Below are 21,257 nucleotides of genomic sequence, written 5' to 3'. Positions count from 1 at the left end.
TGCAACAGCCATCGGATACACCTGCCGCTCCCGGCCCGTCATCGGTGAACGACCCGTGCATCTCCCCTTCCGCCTCAGAACCCAGTTCCTGGTGCTCGCCGGCCTCATCGGGATGATCGTCATCGCGGTCGGCACCCAGGCCGCCCTGCGCGTCTGGCAGAGCACCGCGACCACCGAGGAGATCGGCGACCGGCTGTTGCCGGCCGTCGACCTCCTGGGCGATCTGCGCGCGACCATGACCCGCGTGCGCCTGGGGGCCACCCGGGTGCTCGACGAGACCGAACCCGGCGCCCTCGCCCAGGCCCGGGACCGCAACGACGCCCGGATCGCCGAGATGCAGGGCCTGATCCGGGACGTCGCCGCCCTGCTGTCGGCGAGCCCCGACACGGCCGCATCCATGACCGCCTTCACCGGGCAATGGCAGGCCTATCTGGAGGCGCAGCGCGGGGCCTTCGCCCTGGCGGCCGGGGGCGAGGCCGCCCGGGCCCGGGCGGCCTTCAACGGTCCGGCCAACCGGCTGTACGACACCGCCTGGAAGAGCCTCGATGGCCTGAAGGGATCCGCGAGCCGGGCGGCCCGGGCTGCCACCGGGGCGGCCCGCGCGGCCAGCGCGACGGCGGTGACGACGATCCTGGCCGGCACCGGCCTCGGCACGGTCCTGGCGCTGGCCCTGATGGCGTGGCTCGCCCGGGACATCGCCGGGCGCGCCCTGCGGGTCGCCGCCGCCATGACGGAACTGGCCGCCGGCAACGCCGCGGTCGCCGTGCCCTGCACCGAGCGGCGCGACGAGATCGCCGAGATCGCCCGGGCCGCCCTCGGTTTCCGGGCGAGCCTGGAGCGCAACCAAGCCCTCGAGGCCGAGACCGTGCTGGCCCGGGCGGGCGCGGAGGCCCAGCGCCGGGCGGCGATGCAGAGCATGGCCGTGGCCTTCGAGGGCAGCGTCGGCGGGGTGATCGTCGCGGTGACGGACGCCGTCGCCCAGCTCCAGACCACGGCCGGAGGCATGAGCGCGATCGCCGCCCGGGCCTCGGCCCGGTCGGGGGGCGTCGCCCGGGCGGCCGAGGACGCCGCCGGCAATGTCGGCACGGTGGCGGCCGCCGCCGAGCAGCTCGGCGCCTCGGTCCAGGAGATCGGCCGGCAGGTCCAGGCTTCGGCCAGCATGGCGCAGGGGGCGGTCGCGGAATCCGGCCAGACCGCGGCCCTCGTGGAGGACCTCAGCGCCGCCGCGTCCCGGATCGGCGACGTGGTCGCGCTCATCTCCGGCATCGCGGCCCAGACCAACCTCCTGGCCCTCAACGCGACCATCGAGGCGGCCCGGGCCGGGTCCGCCGGCCGGGGCTTCGCCGTGGTCGCCTCCGAGGTGAAGGCGCTCGCCGAGCAGACCACCCGGGCCACCGCGGAGATCACCGGCCAGATCGGCCGGATCCAGGCCTCCACCGGCCAGGCCGTCGGGGCGATCGGCTCGATCACCGCCCGCATCCAGGAGATCAGCGGCGTGGCGACCTCGATCGCCGCCGCCGTGGAGCAGCAGGGTGCGGCCACCCAGGAAATCGTCCGCAACGTGTCGGAGGCCGCGGCCGGGACCAGTGCGGTGACCGGCAACGTCGCGGGCCTGGCGGGCGCCGCCGACGAGACCGGTGCCGCCGCCGCCCAGGTCCTGGCCTCGGCGCAGGCCCTGTCGCGCGAATCCGGGCAACTCGGCGCCGCCGTGGGGCAGTTCCTGTCCGGCCTGCGGGCGGCCTGAGCCCAGGCCGCCGCGGATCATGCCAGGCGGGGACGGGCGCGAACCGTGATGGCGCGGAGGATCCCGCAGGCGCCCGGCCGGGGGCGGGGCCCGAGCGGCGCATGCCTGTGCACCGTGTCCGTTTGCGTCGCCCTCGCGATCCTCCTGTCGGCGCAGGCTCCCCTCCGGGCCGAGCCCCGGCTGGAGCGGGTGGTGACGGTCTCCCGCCACGGGGTGCGTGCACCGACCGCCGCGCCGGCCGCGCCGGCCGCGCTGGAGGCCCGGACCGGCCGGCCCTGGCCGGCCTTTCCCGTCGAGCCGGGCGAAATGACGCCGCACGGCGCCGAGGCGCTGTCCCGGATGGGGGCCTACCTGCGGAGCGTCTATGCCCGGGCGGAGCTTCTGCCCGAGACCGGTTGCCCGCCGCCCAACGCCGTGCAGGTCTGGGCGGACGGCGCCACGAACCGCACCCTCCGGAGCGGGCAGGTCCTGGCCGAGGCCGTCGCGCCGGGTTGCGGCCTCGTCGCCCGTCACGGGCCGGTGGGCGCCTCCGATCCGGTCTTCGACAGCGGTCGCGTCTGTCCCCTGGATCCGGCCGCGGCCCTGGCGGCGGTGCAGGCGCGGACGGCCGGGGGGACCGCGGTGACCGACAGGGCGTCCGAGAAGGCCATCGCGGCGCTGAAGCGGATCCTGGGTCCTGCCGCCTGCAAGGCGGTCCCGGCGGCCTGCCTCGACGGCCCAAGCACGGTGGGGGCCACGCCCACCGGGCCGAAGATCGAGGGTCCGCTGGCGCTGGCCGCCGCCGTGTCGGCGAACCTGCTCCTGGAATACGCCCAGGGCCTGCCGGCCGATCAGGTGGCCTGGGGGCAGGGCACCCCCGAGACCCTGGCGGCACTGCTGCCCGCGCATCGGCGGGCGGCCGATCTCCTGCACCGGACGCCCGAGATCGCCGCGTTCCACGGGGCGACGCTGCTGCGGATGCTCGCGGACCTGCTGCAGGGCGTGGCGCCCCGGGGACTCGGCGTGCCGCCGCTCGGGGCGAGCGCGCGCCTCGTCGTGCTGGCCGGCCACGACACCACCCTGTCGACCCTGTCGGGCGCCCTCGGCCTCGGCTGGTCGCTCCCGGGGCAGCCGGACCCGACGGCCCCCGGCGTCACCCTCGCCTTCGAGGTCTGGCGCAGTCCGGAGACCGGCGCGCGGACGATCCGGGTCCGGATCTACGCCCAGACCCTCGACCAGCTGCGCTCGGCCCGGCCGCTCGGTCCCCTCGACCCGCCGGTCTCGCTGCCGCTGACGATCGGGATCTGCCCGGCGCGGGACGGCGGCTGCGATCTGGAGACGTTCGTCGCCAAGGTCCGCGCCGCGCTGCCGCCCGTGTGCGTCCGGTAACGCATCGTCCGGGTTTCGAAAGGGCGAGCCCTTTCGCGGGTCCAGGGCAGGGCCCTGGTCTCGGGCGAAGCCCGAATTTCAGGGGCTCCGCCCCCGAAACCATGCCCAAGGGCTCGCCCTTGGGAAACCCCGGATCTTCGCCGGCCCGACTTTCAGAGCGGGCGGATGCTTCCGAGCCGCGCTCCGCGGGGCCGACGGCCGGGCTTGCGCCGGGTCAGCGCGCTGAGCGCGGGGCCCGCGGCGACGCCGGTGCTGAGGATGGGGGCGCTGCCGGTGCCGGGCGTCGCAACCGCCACGGCGCTGGGCAGCCGGTCGGGGATCGGGCGGGCCGCCGAGGCCGGCGCCGCGCAGGCGATGAGCAGGGCGGCCGACAGGATCAGGGGCTTGACCGTCGTCTTGGCACGCATCCCCGGGGTCTCCCTGCCGACAGGGTCGCGGCATCGACGGGGAACAACGCCGTCGAAGCTCGGGCGTTTCAACCCGTGGTCGAGGGAAAGTGCCGAGCCAGCACGGCGCGGACCTGCGCCACCAGATCGGCCTCCGGGCACGAGATCTGTGCGGGCCGGGCCGCCTTCCACTCGGCGTTGCTGGCGATGGAATCCGCCGCCCGGGCGCCCTCGATCAGGTCCTTGATCTGGACCTCGCCGGCCAGCCGCTCGTTCGAGCCCTGGATGACCGCCACCGGGGCGCGGCGGCGGTCGGCGTATTTCATCTGCGCCTTCATGCCGGCGGCGCCGAGATAGAGCTCGGCCCGGATCCCGTCCGCCCGCAGGAGCGCCACCAGCCGCTGGTAATCGGCCATGTTCTCCCGGTCGAGGACCAGCACCACCACCGGCCCGGGGGTCTCGGTGCCGGCGAGCAGGGGGCTGCCCACCAGCTGCAGGGCCGAGAACAGGCGCGAGACCCCGATCGAGAAGCCGGCGGCCGGCACCGGCTCGGCCCGGAAACGGCCGACCAGCCCGTCGTAGCGTCCGCCGCCCGCCACCGAGCCGAAGCGCACGGTCTGGCCGTCCTCGTTAGTGACCGGAAAGGTCAGCTCGGCCTCGTAGACCGGGCCCGTGTAGTATTCGAGCCCGCGCACCACGCTCGGATCGGCCCGGATGACCTCGTGCCCGTAGCCGGCGGCGGCGCAGAGGCGCATGATCGCGTGCAGCTCGGCGATGCCCTCCCGGCCGGTCTCCGAATCGCCGACCGCGTCGTGCCAGCCCGCGAAGAACTTTTCCCAGAACGCCACCTTGTCGGCGCCGTCCCCGGCATCGGCCTGGAACGACACGTAGGCCAGGATCCGCCCGATCGCCGCCGCGTCGAGGCCCGCGCCCCTGGTGAAGTCGCCGCTCTCGTCCTTGCGGCCGGCGCCGAGCAGGTCGCGCACCCCGTCGACGCCCAGCCGGTCGAGCTTGTCGATCGCCCGCAGCACGGTCAGGCGCTGGCCGGCGCGGTCGTCGCCCGCGAGCCCCGCGGCCTCCATCACGCCGTCGAGCACCTTGCGGTTGTTGACCTTGACCACGTACCGGCCGCCGAGCCCGAGCCGGTCGAGGGTGTCGGCCATCAGCATGCAGATCTCGGCATCGGCCGCGACGCTGCCCGCGCCGACGATGTCGGCGTCGAACTGCATGAACTGGCGGAAGCGGCCCGGCCCCGGCTTCTCGTTGCGGAACACGTAGCCGGCCCGGAAGCTGCGGTAGGGTTTCGGCAGGGCGTCGAAATGCTCGGCCACGAACCGGGCGAGCGGCGCCGTGAGGTCGTAGCGGAGCGACAGCCACGCCTCGTCGTCGTCCTGGAACGAGAACACCCCCGCGTTCGGGCGATCGAGATCGGGCAAGAACTTGCCGAGCGCCTCGGTGTACTCGACGAAGGGGGTCTCCAGGGCCTCGAACCCGTAGAGCTCGAAGCTCTTGCGGATCGTCTCCAGCATCCGGTGCTGCGCGGCGATCTCGTCGGCGCGCCGGTCGACGAAGCCGCGCGGCAGGCGGGGTTTCAGGGTCTCAGGCTTGGACATGGGATCGTGTTCGCTTCCCGTGGACCCGGAGCCCGGATCCGGTGTGAGTCGTCCCCGGCACGGCGGAGATCCTGGGGCCGGGCTCTACAGCATCGGGCCGGATACCGGAACCGGCACCGGGCGCTAGCTTTTTGACGGACATCGTCTTTTTCCGACGGCCGGCAGCCACCGTGCGGGACAAGGCGCCGGAGCGTGTTTCCGCGTGTTCCCGGTCCTTCGATCAGGACGGATCCTGTCCTTAGCCAGTGATCCTCGGCCCGTGATGGTTTCGAACGGTCCCGGACATTTCGCGGGTGCGGGGCGCAAACCCTGCGAAAGCCTCGGGGCTCTGCCCCGGGACCCCGCCAGAGGGATGATCCCTCTGGAATCCACGGGGCTGGGCCGACGTGCAAGCCTGGCCGGCCGGCTATCGCGCTCCCCGCCCTCGTCCTTGGGGGATTGGGCGAACCTTCGCGGGCGCGGCCGGTTGATCCGGCCGGATCGTCGAGGACACCATGAACCCATCGCAGAAGAGCGCGCTGATCGTCGGGGCCTCCCGGGGCCTGGGGCTCGGCCTCGTCGAGACCTTCCTGGGGCGCGGCTGGCGGGTCACCGCCACCCAGCGCACGCCGTCCCCCGACTTGGCGCGGCTGGATTCCGAGGCGCTGCGCGTCGAGACCGCCGATATCGACGACGATGCCGGCGTCGCCGCCCTGCACGACCGCCTGGCCCCGGAGCGCTTCGACTTGATCTTCGTGGTGGCCGGCGTCGCCACGCAGGCCCACGACCCGCTGCACGCGGTGCCCCGGGATGTCGCCGCGCAGGTCTATCTCACGAATGCCGTCAGCCCGATCCGCTTCGCGGAGGCGTTCCGCGACCGCCTCGCCCCCGGCGGCAGCCTCGCCCTGATGAGCTCGATCCTCGGCAGCGTCAGCCTGAACGAGACGGGCGGCTGGGAGACGTACCGGGCGAGCAAGGCGGCGCTGAACACCCTGGCGCGCAGCTTCGAGATCCGCCACCGGGCCGAGAACCTGTCGGTGCTGATCCTGCACCCCGGCTGGGTCCGCACCGAGATGGGCGGGACGGAGGCCGATCTCGACGTGGCCACGAGCGTCACCGGCCTCGCCGACGTGATCGCGGCGGCGCTCGGCCGGCCGGGCGCCCACTATCTCGACTACCGGGGCGAGACACTGCCCTGGTGAGGACCGGATCGGCTCAGCGGCGCGGATCCATCGGGCGGATGCGCCGCTCGATCACCACGGTCGGCCGGGTGCGCCGCTCGACCACGACGGTGCGCGGCGCCCGGCTCGGGCTCGCATGGGTCAGGATCCGCTCCGGCACGCGCTCCGGCTTCGCCGTCTTGGCTGCCAGGACGTGGGGGCGGACCTCGTCGGCCGGGAGGCCGATCAGGCCCGCGGCGATCTCGACCTGCTGCTCGACATCGTCGGCGAGGTCCTGGGCGGCCGCGACCGCCTCGTTGATCGTGGGCGGCTCGCGGCGCACCCGGATCGGCGGCAGGTCGGCGAAGCTCTTCTGCGTCTTCTTCACGGGGCGACTCGCAGTCTTCATGGGACAGACATAGCGCCTTCCGGGCCGGTTGTGCAGTGCATCAAAAGCCCGTGACCGGCATTCCGGGCACATGGCTGACGGACCGTTGCCGCCGCGATGGGCACCGGGGTGCCGCCGCTGTCGAGCCCGTGGGCACGATCGCGCCGAATCGCCCCGGCGGAGGGCGGATGCGACATAGGAGCGCAGGGCGGGCGGCGCAACGGTTCCGCCCCGCGACGGCGATCTCCCCAGGGATCCCGAAGGCCCCCCGGGGGTCCGGTCTCCCGCCCGGACGAGGGCTATCGGCCTCCGGGACGAGACGATGCCCCGCGGAGATTGAGCGTGTCGTCCGGTTCCCGGGTCCGGAACGACGCCCGCGGCCGCCGGCCCGCATCGACTTTTTTTCCGGACGGTGGACACCAGCATTCAGGATGATGCCCTAGGATGGCCGCATGCCAGAGACCCTCGATCCCCGCCTGACGCCGGCCCGGGCCGACATCGCCGCCCTGCACCTGCGCGGCCGGGTCACCGCGGAGCGCTTCGTCGCCGGCACGCCGCGCCGGGTCATCGCCCCCGCGGCCCCCCTGCGGCGCGCCCCCGCCCCGGACGCCGGGCTGGACACCGAGGCGCTGCTCGGCGACGCCGTCGATCTCTACGCCGCGGCGGACGGCTTCGCCTTCGTGCAGCTCGCCCGCGACGGCTATGTCGGCTACCTGCCCGCCGACAGCCTCGGGCCGGCGGGGCCGGAGCCGACCCACCGGGTCACGGCGCTGCGCACCTTCCTGTACCCGGAACCGGACCTGAAGCGGCCGATCCGCGCCCATCTGAGCCTCGGGGCGCGGCTGGTGGTGACCGGCGAGGCGGGGGCGTATCTGGAGACCCCCGGCGGCTACGTGTTCGCCCGCCACTGCGCCCCGGTGGGGGAGCGCGCGTCCGACTACGCGGCCACGGCCCTGCGCCTCGTGGGGATCCCGTATCTCTGGGGCGGCCGGACGACGCTGGGGCTCGACTGTTCCGGCCTCGTGCAGCTCTGCCTCGACCAAGCAGGGCTCGCCTGCCCGCGCGACGCCGACCTGCAGGCGCGGGATCTCGGGCAGGCCCTGCCCCTCGACGGCGCGGCCCTGCGCCGGGGCGATCTCGTGTTCTGGCGCGGCCATGTCGGCCTGATGCTCGACCCCGAGACCCTGATCCATGCCAACGGCCACCACATGGCGGTGGCGGTGGAGCCCCTGGCCGAGGCGGTCGCCCGGATCCAGGCCCACAGCTTCGGCCCGGTGACCGGCCTCCGGCGCCTCTGAGGGGCCGGGTCCAAACCCGCGGCAAACGTGCTACAGGAGGGCCCCGCCGCGCCCGTCCGGCCCGGTTCCTGGACCTGTTCCGGGACTTGGCCTGTTGACAGGACGGCCCCGCCCTCGCCACATCCCCCGCATGACCGTCGAACCCGCGCCCCTCGAGCCCGCCCAGGGCAATGCCGGCAAGCCGCCGCTGGAGATCCTGCTCTGCGCCCCCCGGGGCTTCTGCGCCGGCGTGGTGCGGGCCATCGACGTGGTCGAGCGGGCGCTCGCCCTCTACGGACCGCCCGTCTACGTCCGTCACGAGATCGTGCACAACAAGTACGTAGTCGAGAGTCTGAAGCGGAAGGGCGCCGTGTTCGTGCGCGAGCTCGACGAGGTGCCCGACGGGGCCGCCCCGGTGATTTTCTCCGCCCACGGCGTCGCCAAGACGGTCCCGGCCAACGCCGATTCGCGCGGCCTCACCACCATCGACGCCACTTGCCCGCTGGTGACCAAGGTCCACCGCGAGGCCGAGATCCACCACAAGCGCGGCCGCCACGTGCTGCTGGTCGGCCATTCCGGCCATCCCGAGGTGGTCGGCACCATGGGCCAATTGCCCAAGGGCTCGATCACCCTGGTGGAGGATCTCGACCAGATCCAGGCCCTGACCCCCGAGAACCCCGACAACCTCGCCTGGGTCACCCAGACGACCCTGTCGGTGGACGACACCCGCCACATCGTCGAGGCACTCAAGAAGAAATTCCCGACCATCACCGGGCCGCACAAGGACGACATCTGCTACGCCACCACCAACCGCCAGGAGGCGGTGAAGCAGGTGGCGCCGCTGGTCGACGCCCTGATCGTGGTCGGCTCCTCCAACTCCTCGAACTCCCAGCGCCTGCGCGAGGTCGCCGAGCGGGTCGGCTGCCCGATCACCCGCCTCGTGCTGCGCGCCGAGGAGATCGACTGGCCGGCCTTCGAGGGGATCCGCAAGCTCGGACTCACCGCCGGCGCCTCGGCCCCCGAGGTGCTGGTCGAGGAGATCATCGAGGCCTTCGCGGCCCGCTACGACGTGATCGTCGACACGGTTTCGACGGTGGTGGAGGACATGGTCTTCCCGCTGCCGCGCGAATTGCGCAGCGAAGCCGCCGAGTAGGCCGCTCGGGATCCAGCCTCCGACGAGAGAGCCTCAATCCCGTCCAAACCCCTCATCCGGAGGGGCCGAAGCGCAGCGCAGGCCTCGAAGGCGCCCTCCGGGGACCGCTGCAATATCCGGAGGCCTCCCTCGCGGCCGCTGCGCAGCACCTCAGGATGAGGGGGTGGGTCGGAAGACCGGAACCGTCCGGCTCATCGGCGATCCCAAATCCCAGAAGAACCCCAACCCGAGCGCGAACACGTGGCCGTCTACACCGAGGTATCCGACGCGGCGCTCGCTGAGTTCCTGTCCGCCTACGCGATCGGCAGCCTGCTCTCCTACAAGGGCATCGCCGAGGGCGTCGAGAACTCGAACTTCTTCCTGCACACCACTCAGGGCTCCTACATCCTGACCCTCTACGAGAAGCGGGTCCGCGAGCAGGACCTGCCGTTCTTCATCGGGCTGATGGAGCACCTCTCGGCCCGCGGCCTCGCCTGCCCGCAGCCGGTGCGCGACCGGGCCGGCACGGCGCTGGGACGCCTGTGCGGCCGGCCCGCCGCGATCGTCAGCTTCCTGGAGGGCGTCTCGGTCAAGGCACCCGGCGTCGAGCATTGCCGGGAACTCGGCCGGGCCCTGGCCGAGCTCCACGCCGCCGGCCGGGATTTCGCGATGATGCGGGAGAACAGCCTCTCGGTGTCGTCCTGGCGCCCGCTCTTCGCCCAGGCCGAGGCCCAGGCCGATTCCGTCGCCCCGGGGCTGGCGGCGCGCACCCGTGCCGACCTCGCCTTCCTGGAGGCGCACTGGCCCCGGACGCTGCCGGGCGGGGTGATCCATGCCGATCTGTTCACCGACAACGTGTTCTTCATCGGCGACGCCCTGTCGGGCCTGATCGACTTCTACTTCGCCTGCACGGACGCCTTCGCGTACGACCTCGCGGTGTGCCTCAACGCGTGGTGCTTCGACCCGGACGGCACCGTCCACCGGGATATGGCGGCAGCCCTGATCGCCGGCTACGAGGCCGTGCGCCCCCTGGCGCCGGACGAGGTCGCGGCCCTGCCGATCCTGTGCCGGGGCGCCGCGCTCCGCTTCATGCTGACCCGGCTGGTCGACTGGCTGAACGTGCCCCCGGGGGCGCTGGTCAAGCCGAAGGACCCGCGGGAATTCGATCGCCGGCTCACCTTCCACCGGCAGGCGCGGGACGCCCGGGATTACGGGCGGCAGGGTTGAGGGCCGGATGAGCACCGACGTGACCGGCCCCGCCGGCGAGGCCGCAGCCGCGCCGATGCGGGTGAAGATCTATACGGACGGCGCCTGCTCGGGGAATCCCGGGCCGGGGGGCTGGGGGGCGATCCTGATCTTCGGCGAGACCCGGAAGGAGCTCTCGGGGGGCGAGGCGCATACCACCAACAACCGGATGGAGATCCTGGCGGCGATCGAGGCCCTGGAGGCGCTCACGCGCCCCTGCCGGGTCGATCTGTTCACGGACTCGCAGTATCTGCGCCAGGGCATCACCGCCTGGATCCACAATTGGAAGGCGCGGGGCTGGCGCACCGCCGACAAGAAGCCGGTGAAGAACGAGGACCTCTGGCGCCGCATCGACGCCGCCCGCGACCGCCACGAGGTCGCTTGGCACTGGGTCAAGGGCCATGCCAGCGACCCGCTCAACAACCGGGTCGACGCGCTGGCCGTAGCGGCGATGCTGCCGTTCAAGCGGCGCTGAGCGGGAATCCGTGACTGTGTGACCTCGGTTCCGCGCCGGTCGCACCGATCGGACAACCAACCCTGGCCCGCATCCTGAGGCGCCGAAGCGCAGCGGAGGCCTCGAAGGAGCCCTCCAGCCGGCCGCGCGATCCCGGGAGCCCGCCTTCGCGGCGGCTTCGCCGCACCTCAGGATGAGGAGGTGGATCGGGGCGATCGGGACCTCTCGGTCCTGAGCGTCGCGCCGCCGTCGTGTAGCGGTACGCTTGGCTGTAAACCGAGCCGCGACCACCTCCCTGCCGAGCAGGCGGCCGGCTCGCGCCCCGTCGCGTCCCGTTCAGGGTCCGGGATGAAACCGTCCGGTCGTTCGATCGCCCGGGCTCTCAATCCGTCTCGCCGTCGAGGCCCAGCCAGTGGCGGCCGTCCCGGGCCAGGAGATCGTCCGCCGCCTTCGGCCCGGCGCTTCCGGCCGGGTAGGGGGCCACGTCCTGCTGCGGCCAGCCCTGGAGCAGCAGGTCGACCGCGGCCCAGCCCGCCTCGATATTGTCGGCCCGCTGGAACAGGGTCGCGTCGCCGGTCATGCAATCGTAGAGCAGCGTCTCGTAGCCGACATTCGGCGTGTCGGCGAAGAAATCCTTGTAGCGGAAGCCCGAGCGGACCCGGCCGATCTTCATCTGCGGCCCCGGCACCTTCACGTTGAACTCGCTGCTGACCCCGTGATCTGGATCGATCAGGATCCGCATCACGGTCGGCCCGAGATCGGCGTTGGGCGTGTCCTCGAACATCTTGAACGGGGCCGGCTTGAACAGGACCGCGATCTCGGTGCGCCGCCCGGTCATGCGCTTGCCGGTGCGGATGTAGAACGGCACGCCGGCCCAGCGCCAGTTCTCGATATGGAGCTTCAGGGCGATGTAGGTTTCGGTGACCGAATCCTTGGCGACGTGCGGCTCGTCCCGGTAGGCCGGGACATCGCGGCCCTCCGAGGTGCCGGCCGTGTACTGGCCGCGCACCGCATCCTCCGGCGGGATTGGCCGCACCGCCTCGGCGAGCTTGGCCTTCTCGGTGCGCACGGCCTCCGCCGCGAAGGAGTTCGGCGGCTCCATGCCGACCATGCACAGGAGCTGGAACATGTGGTTCGGCACCATGTCGCGCAGCGCCCCGGTCGGCTCGTAGAACCCGCCGCGCTCCTCGACGCCGACCGTCTCGGCCGCCGTGATCTGGATGCTGTCGATGTATTCCCGCCGCCAGACCGGCTCCAGCAGCCCGTTGGCGAAGCGGAACGCCATGATCGACTGGACCGTGTCCTTCCCGAGGAAGTGATCGATCCGGTAGAACTGGCTCTCGTCGGCCTGTTTCAGGATCCGGGCGTTGAGTTCCCGGGCCGAGGCCAGGTCCGAGCCGAACGGCTTCTCGATCACGACCCGGCGGAAATCGCCGTTCTCCTGCTTGAGCAGGCCGGCCTGGCCGAGGCCGTCCACGATCGTCCCGAAGAACCGGGCCGCCACCGCACAGTAGAACACCGCGCTGCCGGTGATCCGGCTGCCGATCGCGGAAAACGTCTCGGGTTTCTCGAAATCGCCCTTCAGGTAGTGCAGCCGGTCGCGGATGAAGCCCCAGCTCTTGGCGTCGATATGGTCGGCGTGGAACTCCGAGGTCGGGTCCTTGCTGAACGCCTCCAGGGTCTTGGTGAGGGTGTCGCGCAGGGACTCGTCCGTGCCGTCGGAATGGTCGACGCCCAGGATCGAGAACCCTTCGGGCAGGAGCCCCGCCCCGGCGAGGTTGTAGAGGGAGGGCATCAGCAGGCGCTTGGTCAGGTCGCCCCCGGCGCCGAAGATCACCAGCGTGCAGGGCGGCGCCGGCTCGGTGCCGCAGGCGGCGTCGTCCTTGAGGGCTGTCTTCTGCTCGACCATTCCCGATTCCCGTCCGATTGCGGCGCAGCAAGCCGCCTGACAACCCGCCGCACCGGGGGGCCGTTCCGGCGCCCGCGCACGCGGCCGGGCGGCGCGCCTCCTACTCGTCCGGGCGGACCGCCTGGCCGCCCCGGTCGATCGGCAGGCTCGGGCCCTTCAGCTCGGAATCACTCGGCAGGGAGCGCACGTCCCAGCCGCCGCCCAGCGCCCGGATCAGCGTCACCGCCGCGGTGAAGCGGCTGAGCCGCACCTGGAGGGCATTGATCTCGTTGGTCACGAGCAGCCCCTGCGCGGTCACCACGGTGGTGAAGTTCTGGGTGCCGGCCCGGTACTCGTTCAAGGTGATCTCCACCGCCTTGCGCGACAGGTCGACCGCCTTGTCCTGGGCCCCCTGCTGCTGGGCGAGGATGCGCAAGGCCGCCATCTGGTTCTCGACCTCGGCGAAGGCGGCGAGAACCACCTGCCGGTAATTGGCCACCTGGGCGTCGTAGCCGGCCTCGGCCGAGCGGACGGCCGCCGTGCGGGCGCCGCCGTCGAACAGGGTCTCGCTGCCGGAGGCCGCCACCGACCAGACCTGGTTGGCCGCCGAGAACAGGCCGTTGCGGGTCAGCCCCGAGACGCCGCCCTGGGCCGAGATCGTGACCGTGGGGAAGAAGGCCGCCACCGCCACGCCGATGCGCTCGCTCTGCGCCTGGACGAGGCGCTCGGCCTGGGCCACGTCCGGCCGCCGTTCCAGCAGGTCGCCGGGGATCCCCACCGGCACGCCCGGGGGATTCTTGGCGATGCCGGAGACCGGGATCGACACCTCCGAGGGGGGGCGCCCGATCAGGGTGGCGATGGCGTTGACGTATTGCACCCGGGTCAGCCGCACCGCGATGGCCTGGGCCTCGATGGTCTGGACCTGCGTCTGCGCGGTGATGACGTCCGACCGGGCCGCGACGCCCGCGGCGTACTGGTTCTCGGTGATCGCCGCGGTCTTCTTGAAGTTCTCGATATTCTCGTCGAGCACCTTCTGGAGCGAATCGGCGTAGCGCACGGTCAGGTAATCGGCCGCGACCTCGGCCTGGATGGTCAGGCGGGTCAGCGCGATCGTGGCGGCGTCGGATTGGGCGAGCGCCGCCTCGCTCTCGATGGTCCGGCGGGTACCGCCGAACAGGTCGAGTTGCCAGCTGGCTTCGCCGAGGAGGGCCGCGCTGGTGCGCACGGTCCCGGTGCTGCCGCCGCCGCTGCCGGTGCGGGTGATGCTCGGCGCGCCGATCACCGTCGGGTACAGGGCGGCCTGCGCGGAGGCGACCAGCGCCCGGGCCTGCCGGTAATTGGCCACCGCCTGCCGGAGCGACTGGTTGTCGACATCGACGAGGCGGATCAGCCGGTCGAGGGTCGGGTCCTTGAACACCCGCCACCAGTCGCCGCGCTCGACGGCATCGTTGGGCCGGGCCTCGCGAAACCCCGTCTTCCGCGCGGCGACATAGGCCGGGCTGTCCTCCCGGACCCCGCCCTGCCGGTAGCCGAGCGGCGTTTCCACGGAGGGCCGGGAGTAATCGGGGCCGACCACGCAGCCGGTCATGAGGGGGGCGGCGAAGAGGAGGGCCGCGAGCGTGCGGGACGCTCTCCCGCCCCCCGCTGCGGGGGAGGGTGGCCCCCGCGTCACCAGGGGTCGGGAGAGGGGAGCGACGGTGCCGGAGAGGTCGCGACGATCGCTCCATCCGGAATCGTCGCGCTGACCCTCTCCCCCCCTGCTGCGCAGGGTACCCTCCCCCGCAGAGGGGGGAGGGCGTGTCGCGCGCACGACCGCGGCCGCCGATGTTTCACGTGAAACCTTAACCATCACTCTCCGGCCGGCAGCGCCGCTTCTCCGCCCCGCCCGGCGCGCCTGCGGCGGTCGAGCACCCTGTGCCGGAGGCGATCCAGGGTGAGGTAGACGACGGGGGTGGTGTAGAGGGTCAGGATCTGGCTCACGATCAATCCGCCCACGATGGCGATGCCCAGGGGCCGGCGCAGCTCCGCGCCCTCGCCGTTGGCGAGGATCAGCGGCACGGCGCCGAGCATCGCCGCCAGGGTCGTCATCATGATCGGCCGGAAGCGCAGGAGACAGGCCTCCCGGATCGCGTCCACGGGATTCGCACCCCGGGTCCGCTCCGCGTCGATCGCCACGTCGATCATCATGATGGCGTTCTTCTTCACGATGCCGATCAGCAGGAAGACCGCGATCAGCGCGATGATCGTGAAGTCGGTGCCGGTGACCAGCAGGGCCAGCACCGCGCCGACGCCGGCCGAGGGCAGGGTCGAGAGGATCGTCAGCGGGTGGACGAAGCTCTCGTACAGGATTCCCAGCACCGCGTAGACCGCCAGGATGGCGGCCAGGATCAGCAGCGGCTGGCGCGAGGCCGAGGCGACGTAGTTCTTGGCCGCCCCCGCATATTCGCCGTGAATCGTCGCCGGCAGGTGCAGGGACGCCATGGCCCGGTCGATGGCGTCGGTGGCGTCCGACAGGCTCTTGCCCGGGGCGAGGTTGAACGAGATCGTGGTGGCCACGAACAGGCCCTGATGGCTCACCTGGACCGGGGCGCTGCCGGGCTCGATCCGGGCGAAGGCTGAGAGCGGCACCATCGTTTCCTTGGCGGCCGAGACCGGGGCGCTCGACGAGGCGCCGCCCTTCGAGGCCGCGATGGCGTTGGACGAGGCGTTGCGGGCGGAATCGGACGCGATGGCGGCGGCGTTCGAGGCGGTGTCGGCCGTGCTGGCCGAGGCGGCGGCCGCCGAGACCGCGCCGGTGCTGCCCGTGCTGCCGCCCACCGCCCCGGTGCCGGCGGCGGCGCCGGTCGCGGTCGACGCGGCGGACGCGCTGCCCGGGCTGCTGGTGCCGGTCGCCGCGTTGGTGTTGACGCCCCCCGCCGCCGCCACGGTGCCGGCCACCGCGTTGGTGGTGGCCGAGCCGGCCGCGTTGCCCCCGGAGGTGGAGACGTAGATCTGCTTGAGCGTCTCCGGCGTCTCCAGGTAGCGCGGGGCGATCTCCATCACGACGTGGTACTGGTTCAGCGGGTTGTAGATGGTCGAGACCTGGCGCTGGCCGAAGGCGTCGTAGAGGGTGTTGTCGATCTTGTTCGGGGTGATGCCGTAGCGGAAGGCCGTGTTGCGGTCGATCACCACCCGGCTCTCCAGCCCGCCCTCCTGCTGGTCGGAGGTGACGTCCGCGAAGACCGGGTCCTTCTGCAGGGCCGTCACCAGCTTCGGCGCGGCGGAAAACAGCTCCTCGGCGGTGTCCCCCTGGAGGGTGTACTGGTACTGGGCGAAGCTCTGGCGGCCGCCCATCTGGAGGTCCTGCCGGGGGAAGACGTAGAGGCGCGCCCCCGCCACCTGGGCGAGCTTCGGCCGCAGCCGCGCCATCACGGCGGAGATCGGCGCCCGCGTGTTGAGCGGCTTCAGGCCGACGAACACGTTGGCCGAGTTGGTGCCGCGCCCCCCGGTGAAGCCGACGACGCTCTCCACCGCCGGATCGGCGCCGACGATCGCCGTCGCCTGCTTGAGCTTCTGCTCCATGGACTGGAACGAGATGCGCTGGTCGGCCTGGATGCCGCCCATCATCTGGCCGGTATCCTGCTCGGGGAAGAAGCCCTTCGGGACGATCACGTAGAGGTAGACGTTGAGCCCGACCGTGGCGAGGAGGCTCAGCAGCACGATCCGCGGATGGGCGAGCGCCACCGCCAGCGTCCGCGCGTAGGCGTCGAGCAGCCGGGAGAAGCCCCCCTCCAGGATCCGGATCACCCAGTTCGGCCGGCGCCCGGGGGCCGGTCCCCCGTCGGGGCCATGGCCCTCGGCCCGGAGCAGCCGGGCGCACATCATCGGCGTGGTCGTGAGCGACAACACCAGGGATATCAGGATCGACAGGGACAGGGTGACGGAGAATTCCTGGAAGATCCGGCCGACGAGGCCGCCCATCAGCAGGATCGGCAGGAACACCGCGATCAGCGACAGGCTCATCGAGATCACCGTGAACCCGACCTCCCGGGCGCCGATCAGCGCCGCCTGGAGCCGGGACTTGCCGTCCTCGATGTGCCGCTGGACGTTCTCCAGCACCACGATGGCGTCGTCGACCACGAAGCCGGTGCCGATGATCAGCGCGGTCAGCGACAGGATGTTGAGCGAGTAGTTCAGCAGGTACATCGCCGAGAAGGTGCCGATGATCGAGATCGGCACGGCGACCGCCGGGATCAGGGTGGCCCGCCAGGAGCGCAGGAAGCCGAACACCACCAGGATCACGAGGCCGACCGCCACCAGCAGCGTCTCCTCGGTGGCCTCCAGGGAGGCGCGGATCGTGGCGCTGCGGTCGCCGGTGAGCTTGATGTCGATGCCCCCGGGGAGCGCCGCGATGATCTGCGGCAGGGCGTCCTTCACGGCCTGGATGGTCTCGACCACGTTGGCGCCGGGCTGCTTGTAGACGAACAGCAGCACGCCAGACTGGCCGTTGACGATGCCGAGGTTGCGCTTGTCCTCGACGCCGTCGAGCACCTGGCCGACATCGGTGAGCTTCACCGCGGCGCCGTTGCGGTAGGCCACGATGATGTCGCGGTAATCGGCGGCCTTGTTGCCCTGGTCGTTGGCGTAGAGCTGGTAGCGGCGTCCCCCGGCGTCGATCTCGCCCTTGGGCGAGTTGGCGTTGGCCGAGGCCAAAGCCGCCCGGATGCCCTCCAGGCCGATGCCGTAGTTGAACAGGGCGGTGGGATCGAGCTCCACCCGCACCGCCGGCAGGGACGAGCCGCCGATATCGACATTGCCGACGCCCGGCAGCTGCGACAGCTTCTGCTGCACCACCGTGGCGGCGGAATCGTAGACCTGGCCGCGGGTGAGGGTGTCCGAGATCATGCCGAGGATGATGATCGGCGTGTCGGCGGGGTTGAACTTCCGGTAGGTCGGGTTCTGCCGGAGCGCGGTCGGCAGGTCGGCCCGGGCCGCGTTGATCGCCGCCTGGACGTCGCGGGCCGCGCCGTCGATGTCCCGGTTCAGGCCGAACAGCAGCACGATCCGGGTGGAGCCGAGCGCGTTCGTGGAGGTCATCTCGTTGACGTCCGCGATGGCGCCGAGCCGCCGTTCGAGGGGCGCCGCCACGGTGGTGGCCATGGTCTCCGGCGAGGCGCCGGGCATCTGCGCCTGGACCAGGATGACCGGGAAGTCGATCTGCGGCAGCGGCGCCACCGGCAGCCTCAGGAACGCGAACAGGCCGGCGAGCAGCACGCCGATCGTGAGCAGCGTGGTCGCGACCGGCCGCCGGATGAACGGCTCGGAGATGTTCACGGGAGCGCCTCGCCGCTCTCCAGCTCAGGTCCCCGCCGCCCCGCGATCCGCCGCTCCAGACGGTCGAACGCCAGGTAGATCACCGGGGTCGTGAACAGGGTCAGCACTTGGCTGACGATCAACCCGCCGGCGATGCAGATGCCCAGCGGCTGGCGCAGCTCCGACCCCTCGCCGGTGCCGAGGATCAGCGGCACCGCGGCGAAGAGCGCCGCCAGCGTCGTCATCAGGATCGGCCGGAAGCGCAGCAGGCAGGCCTGGAAGATCGCCTCCCGGGGCTCCAGCCCGTCCTCGCGCTCGGCCTGGAGCGCGAAGTCGATCATCATGATCGCGTTCTTCTTCACGATGCCGATCAGGAGCACGATGCCGATCACCGCGATGATGTCGAGCGACAGCCCGAACAGCATCAGGCCGAGCAGCGCCCCGATCCCCGCGGACGGCAACGTCGAGAGGATGGTGATCGGGTGGATGAAACTCTCGTAGAGCACGCCGAGCACGATGTAGACGGTGACGATCGCCGCCAGCACCAGGAACAGCTCGTTGCTGAGCGCCGCCTGGAAGGCGAAGACCGAGCCCTGCGGCACCACCCGGAACGAGGCCGGCAGGCCGATCTCGGCCTTGGCCTGGTCGATCGCCTCCACCGCCTGGCCCAGCGCCGCGCCGGGGGCGAGGTTGAACGACACGGTGGTGGCCGGGAACTGGCCGAGATGCGAGATCAGCAGCGGCGCCCGCCGCTCGCTGATCCGCGCCACCGCGGAGAGCGGCACCTGCCCATTGGTGGCCGTGGAGGAGGGCAGGTAGATCGTCTCCAGGCTGCGCAGGGTCGTGTGCAGGCTCGGGTCCGCCTCCAGGATCACCCGGTACTGGTTGGACTGGGTGAAGATCGTCGAGATGATCCGCTGGCCGAAGGCGTCGTAGAGGGCGTTGTCGATGGTGGCCGGGGTGATGCCGTAGCGGCCGGCGGTGGGCCGGTCGATGGTCACGTAGGCGGCGAGCCCCTGGCCCTGGTGATCGCTGGCCACGTCCCTGACCACGGGCGATTGGGCCAGCGCCTCGGTGAAGCGCGGCACCCAGGTCTCGAAATCGTCGATGTTCGGGCTCTCGAGGATGACCTGGTACTGGGTCGCCGAGACCGCGGTGTCGATGGTCAGGTCCTGGACCGGCTGCATGTAGAGCCGCGTGCCGGGCTCCCCCGCGGCCGCCGCCGAGATCCGCCGGATGATCGCGCTGGCGGAATCGGTCCGCGCCTCCCGGGGTTTCAGGTTGATCAGCATCCGGCCGGAATTGAGGGTGACGTTCTGGCCGTCGACCCCGATGAACGACGACAGGCTGGCGACATCCGGGTCCTTCAGGACGATCTCGGCCATCCGCTGCTGGCGTTCGGCCATGGCCGCGAAGGAGACCGACTGCTCGGCCTGGGTGATGCCCTGGATCACGCCGGTGTCCTGGACCGGGAAGAAGCCCTTGGGGATGACCACGAACAGGTAGGCGGTGAGCGCCAGCGTCCCCAGGGCCACCAGCAGGGTCAGGCCCTGATGGTCGAGGACGACCCGCAGGGCGCGGCCGTAGGCCTCGATCGTGCCGTCGATGGCGCGCCGGCCGAGGCGGGACAGGGCGCCCTCCCGGCGGCGGACCTGCGATTCCGGCACGTGCTTCAGGAGCCGGGCGCACAGCATCGGCACCAGGGTCAGCGACACCACCGCGGAGATCACGATCGTGGCCGCCAGCGTGATGGCGAATTCGTGGAACAGGCGCCCGACCACGTCGCCCATGAACAGGAGCGGGATCAGCACCGCGATAAGCGAGACGGTGAGCGAGATGATGGTGAAGCCGATCTCGCGGGAGCCCTTGAGCGCCGCCTCGAGGGGCGAATCGCCGGCCTCGACGTGCCGGGCGATGTTCTCGATCACCACGATGGCGTCGTCGACCACGAAGCCGGTGGCGATGGTCAGCGCCATCAGCGACAGGTTGTCGAGGGAGAAGCCGTAGAGGTCCATCACCGACAGGGCGCCGACCAGCGACAGGGGCACCGACAGGCTCGGGATCAGGGTCGCCGACAGGCTGCGCAGGAACAGGAAGATCACCAGCACCACCAGGGCGATGGCGAGGCCGAGCTCGAACTGCACGTCGTCCACGGAGGCGCGGATCGTGGTGGTGCGGTCGGTGAGCGGCGCCACCGCGACGGCGGCCGGCAGGCTCGCCTGGAGCTGCGGCAGCAGGGACTTGATCTTGTCGACGGTGGCGATGACGTTGGCGCCCGGCTGGCGCTGGATGTTGAGGATCACCGCCGGCGTCGTGTCGGCCCAGGCGCCGAGCTTGGTGTTCTCCGGCCCCTCGACCACGTCGGCCACCTCCGAGAGCATCACCGGGGCGCCGTTGCGATAGGCGATGATCGCCGCGTTGTAGGCCTTGGGATCGCGGATCTGGTCGTTGGCGTCGATCGCGTAGGACTGCTTCGGCCCGTCGATCGTGCCCTTGGGCGTGTTGACGTTCAGGTTGGTGATGGTCGTGCGCAGGTCATCGATGTTGAGCCCGTAGGCGGCGAGCGCCCGGGCGTTGAACCGCACCCGCACGGAGGGGCGCTGCCCCCCTGAGATGCTCACGAGGCCGACGCCCGCCACCTGGCTGATCTTCTGGGCCAGGCGCGACTCGGCGAGGTCGCGGACCTGGGTCAGCGGCAGGGTTTTCGATGTCAGCGCCAGGGTCAGGACCGGGGCATCGGCCGGGTTGACCTTGGCGTAGATCGGCGGCGCGGGCAGGTCCGAAGGCAACAGGTTGCCGGCGGCGTTGATCGCCGCCTGGACCTGCTGCTCGGCGATGTCCAGCGACAGGTCCAGGCTGAACTGCAGGGTGATGACCGAGGCCCCCGCGGAGGATTGCGAGGTCATCTGGTTGAGGTTGGCGAGCTGCCCGAATTGCCGCTCCAGGGGCGCGGTCACCGAGGAGGTCATCACCTCGGGGCTGGCGCCGGGGTAGAAGGTCTGGATCTGGATCGTCGGATAGTCGACGGCCGGGAGCGCCGAGACCGGCAGGTTCAGGTACGAGACGCCGCCGACGATCAGGATCGCCAGCATCAAGAGCGTCGTGGCGACCGGGCGCAGGATGAACAGGCGGGACGGGTTCATGACGCGCGCGCCTTCTCCCTCCCCCCTCTGCGGGGGAGGGTGGCCCTCGCGTCAGCGAGGGTCGGGAGAGGGGAGCGACGGGACAGAATGAAGCGCTGGCCCTCATGAAGGCCACGTCCCGTCCGGAAGCCGGGCTCCTCTTTCCCGACCCCCTCCGGGGGCCACCCTCCCCCGCAGAGGGGGGAGGG

14 protein-coding genes are annotated in these 21,257 nt (G+C 71.7%); 7 read left to right on the top strand and 7 right to left on the bottom strand.

The annotated features are described in order from the left end of the window. The first annotated feature begins 55 nt into the window (after window positions 1–55). Window positions 56–1,744 (top strand): methyl-accepting chemotaxis protein, encoded by a 1,689-nt coding sequence (locus AC3IF3_RS10450; RefSeq protein WP_489228645.1) that lies wholly within the window; start codon window positions 56–58, stop codon window positions 1,742–1,744. 114 nt (window positions 1,745–1,858) lie between these two features. Beyond that, window positions 1,859–3,112 carry a histidine-type phosphatase gene (locus AC3IF3_RS10445; protein WP_489228643.1) on the top strand — a complete coding sequence of 418 codons (1,254 nt, stop codon included), beginning with the start codon at window positions 1,859–1,861 and terminating at the stop codon, window positions 3,110–3,112. A 152-nt stretch (window positions 3,113–3,264) separates the two neighbouring features. Here the strand turns inward: AC3IF3_RS10445 and AC3IF3_RS10440 are convergent, their stop codons facing one another. Both AC3IF3_RS10440 and hisS read right to left on the bottom strand, forming a co-directional pair. Continuing rightward, a complete protein-coding gene (locus AC3IF3_RS10440) occupies window positions 3,265–3,519 on the bottom strand; it encodes a hypothetical protein (RefSeq protein ID WP_243973043.1) in 255 nt (84 codons plus the stop codon). A gap of 68 nt (window positions 3,520–3,587) precedes the next feature. Then, window positions 3,588–5,111, bottom strand: a complete 1,524-nt coding sequence (gene hisS / locus AC3IF3_RS10435; RefSeq protein ID WP_489228641.1) for a histidine--tRNA ligase — start codon at window positions 5,109–5,111, stop codon at window positions 3,588–3,590. Window positions 5,112–5,605: 494 nt separating this feature from the next. Between hisS and AC3IF3_RS10430 the strand changes: the two genes are divergently transcribed. Next, on the top strand, window positions 5,606–6,292 hold the full coding sequence (locus tag AC3IF3_RS10430; RefSeq protein WP_489228639.1) for an SDR family oxidoreductase: 687 nt from the start codon (window positions 5,606–5,608) through the stop codon (window positions 6,290–6,292). Between the two features lie 13 nt (window positions 6,293–6,305). Here AC3IF3_RS10430 and AC3IF3_RS10425 read toward each other — a convergent pair whose 3' ends face one another. Next, a complete protein-coding gene (locus AC3IF3_RS10425) occupies window positions 6,306–6,638 on the bottom strand; it encodes a hypothetical protein (protein ID WP_243973051.1) in 333 nt (110 codons plus the stop codon). 452 nt (window positions 6,639–7,090) lie between these two features. Here AC3IF3_RS10425 and AC3IF3_RS10420 point away from each other — a divergent pair, with 452 nt between their 5' ends. The 4 genes from AC3IF3_RS10420 (at window position 7,091) to rnhA (ending at window position 10,767) form a co-directional block, all read left to right on the top strand. Beyond that, window positions 7,091–7,936, top strand: a complete 846-nt coding sequence (locus AC3IF3_RS10420; RefSeq protein WP_489228637.1) for a C40 family peptidase — start codon at window positions 7,091–7,093, stop codon at window positions 7,934–7,936. A gap of 130 nt (window positions 7,937–8,066) precedes the next feature. Continuing rightward, complete coding sequence (gene ispH / locus AC3IF3_RS10415) at window positions 8,067–9,068, top strand: 4-hydroxy-3-methylbut-2-enyl diphosphate reductase (RefSeq protein WP_489215724.1); 1,002 nt, start codon at window positions 8,067–8,069, stop codon at window positions 9,066–9,068. 240 nt (window positions 9,069–9,308) lie between these two features. Continuing rightward, entirely contained in the window at window positions 9,309–10,274 is a 966-nt protein-coding gene (locus AC3IF3_RS10410; RefSeq protein WP_489228635.1) for a homoserine kinase, read from the top strand. A 7-nt stretch (window positions 10,275–10,281) separates the two neighbouring features. Next, a complete protein-coding gene (gene rnhA / locus AC3IF3_RS10405; protein ID WP_489228634.1) occupies window positions 10,282–10,767 on the top strand; it encodes a ribonuclease HI in 486 nt (161 codons plus the stop codon). A gap of 361 nt (window positions 10,768–11,128) precedes the next feature. On the opposite strand, the gene zwf is transcribed toward rnhA, so the two are convergent. The 4 genes from zwf to AC3IF3_RS10385 all read right to left on the bottom strand — a co-directional run bounded on the left by zwf (window position 11,129) and on the right by AC3IF3_RS10385 (window position 21,069). Continuing rightward, complete coding sequence (zwf, locus tag AC3IF3_RS10400) at window positions 11,129–12,655, bottom strand: glucose-6-phosphate dehydrogenase (protein WP_489228632.1); 1,527 nt, start codon at window positions 12,653–12,655, stop codon at window positions 11,129–11,131. A gap of 100 nt (window positions 12,656–12,755) precedes the next feature. After that, entirely contained in the window at window positions 12,756–14,306 is a 1,551-nt protein-coding gene (locus AC3IF3_RS10395; protein WP_313900890.1) for an efflux transporter outer membrane subunit, read from the bottom strand. A gap of 176 nt (window positions 14,307–14,482) precedes the next feature. After that, the gene (locus tag AC3IF3_RS10390; RefSeq protein ID WP_243973060.1) at window positions 14,483–17,947 is read right to left on the bottom strand and encodes an efflux RND transporter permease subunit; all 3,465 of its coding nucleotides are present in this window, start codon (window positions 17,945–17,947) and stop codon (window positions 14,483–14,485) included. Beyond that, window positions 17,944–21,069, bottom strand: a complete 3,126-nt coding sequence (locus tag AC3IF3_RS10385) for an MdtB/MuxB family multidrug efflux RND transporter permease subunit (RefSeq protein WP_489228630.1) — start codon at window positions 21,067–21,069, stop codon at window positions 17,944–17,946. The genes AC3IF3_RS10390 and AC3IF3_RS10385 overlap by 4 nt, the downstream gene beginning before the upstream one ends. Window positions 21,070–21,257 lie beyond the last annotated feature (188 nt).

This window comes from Methylobacterium sp. J-118 (assembly GCF_057836565.1).
This window is presented reverse-complemented; position numbering and strand designations above follow the sequence as displayed.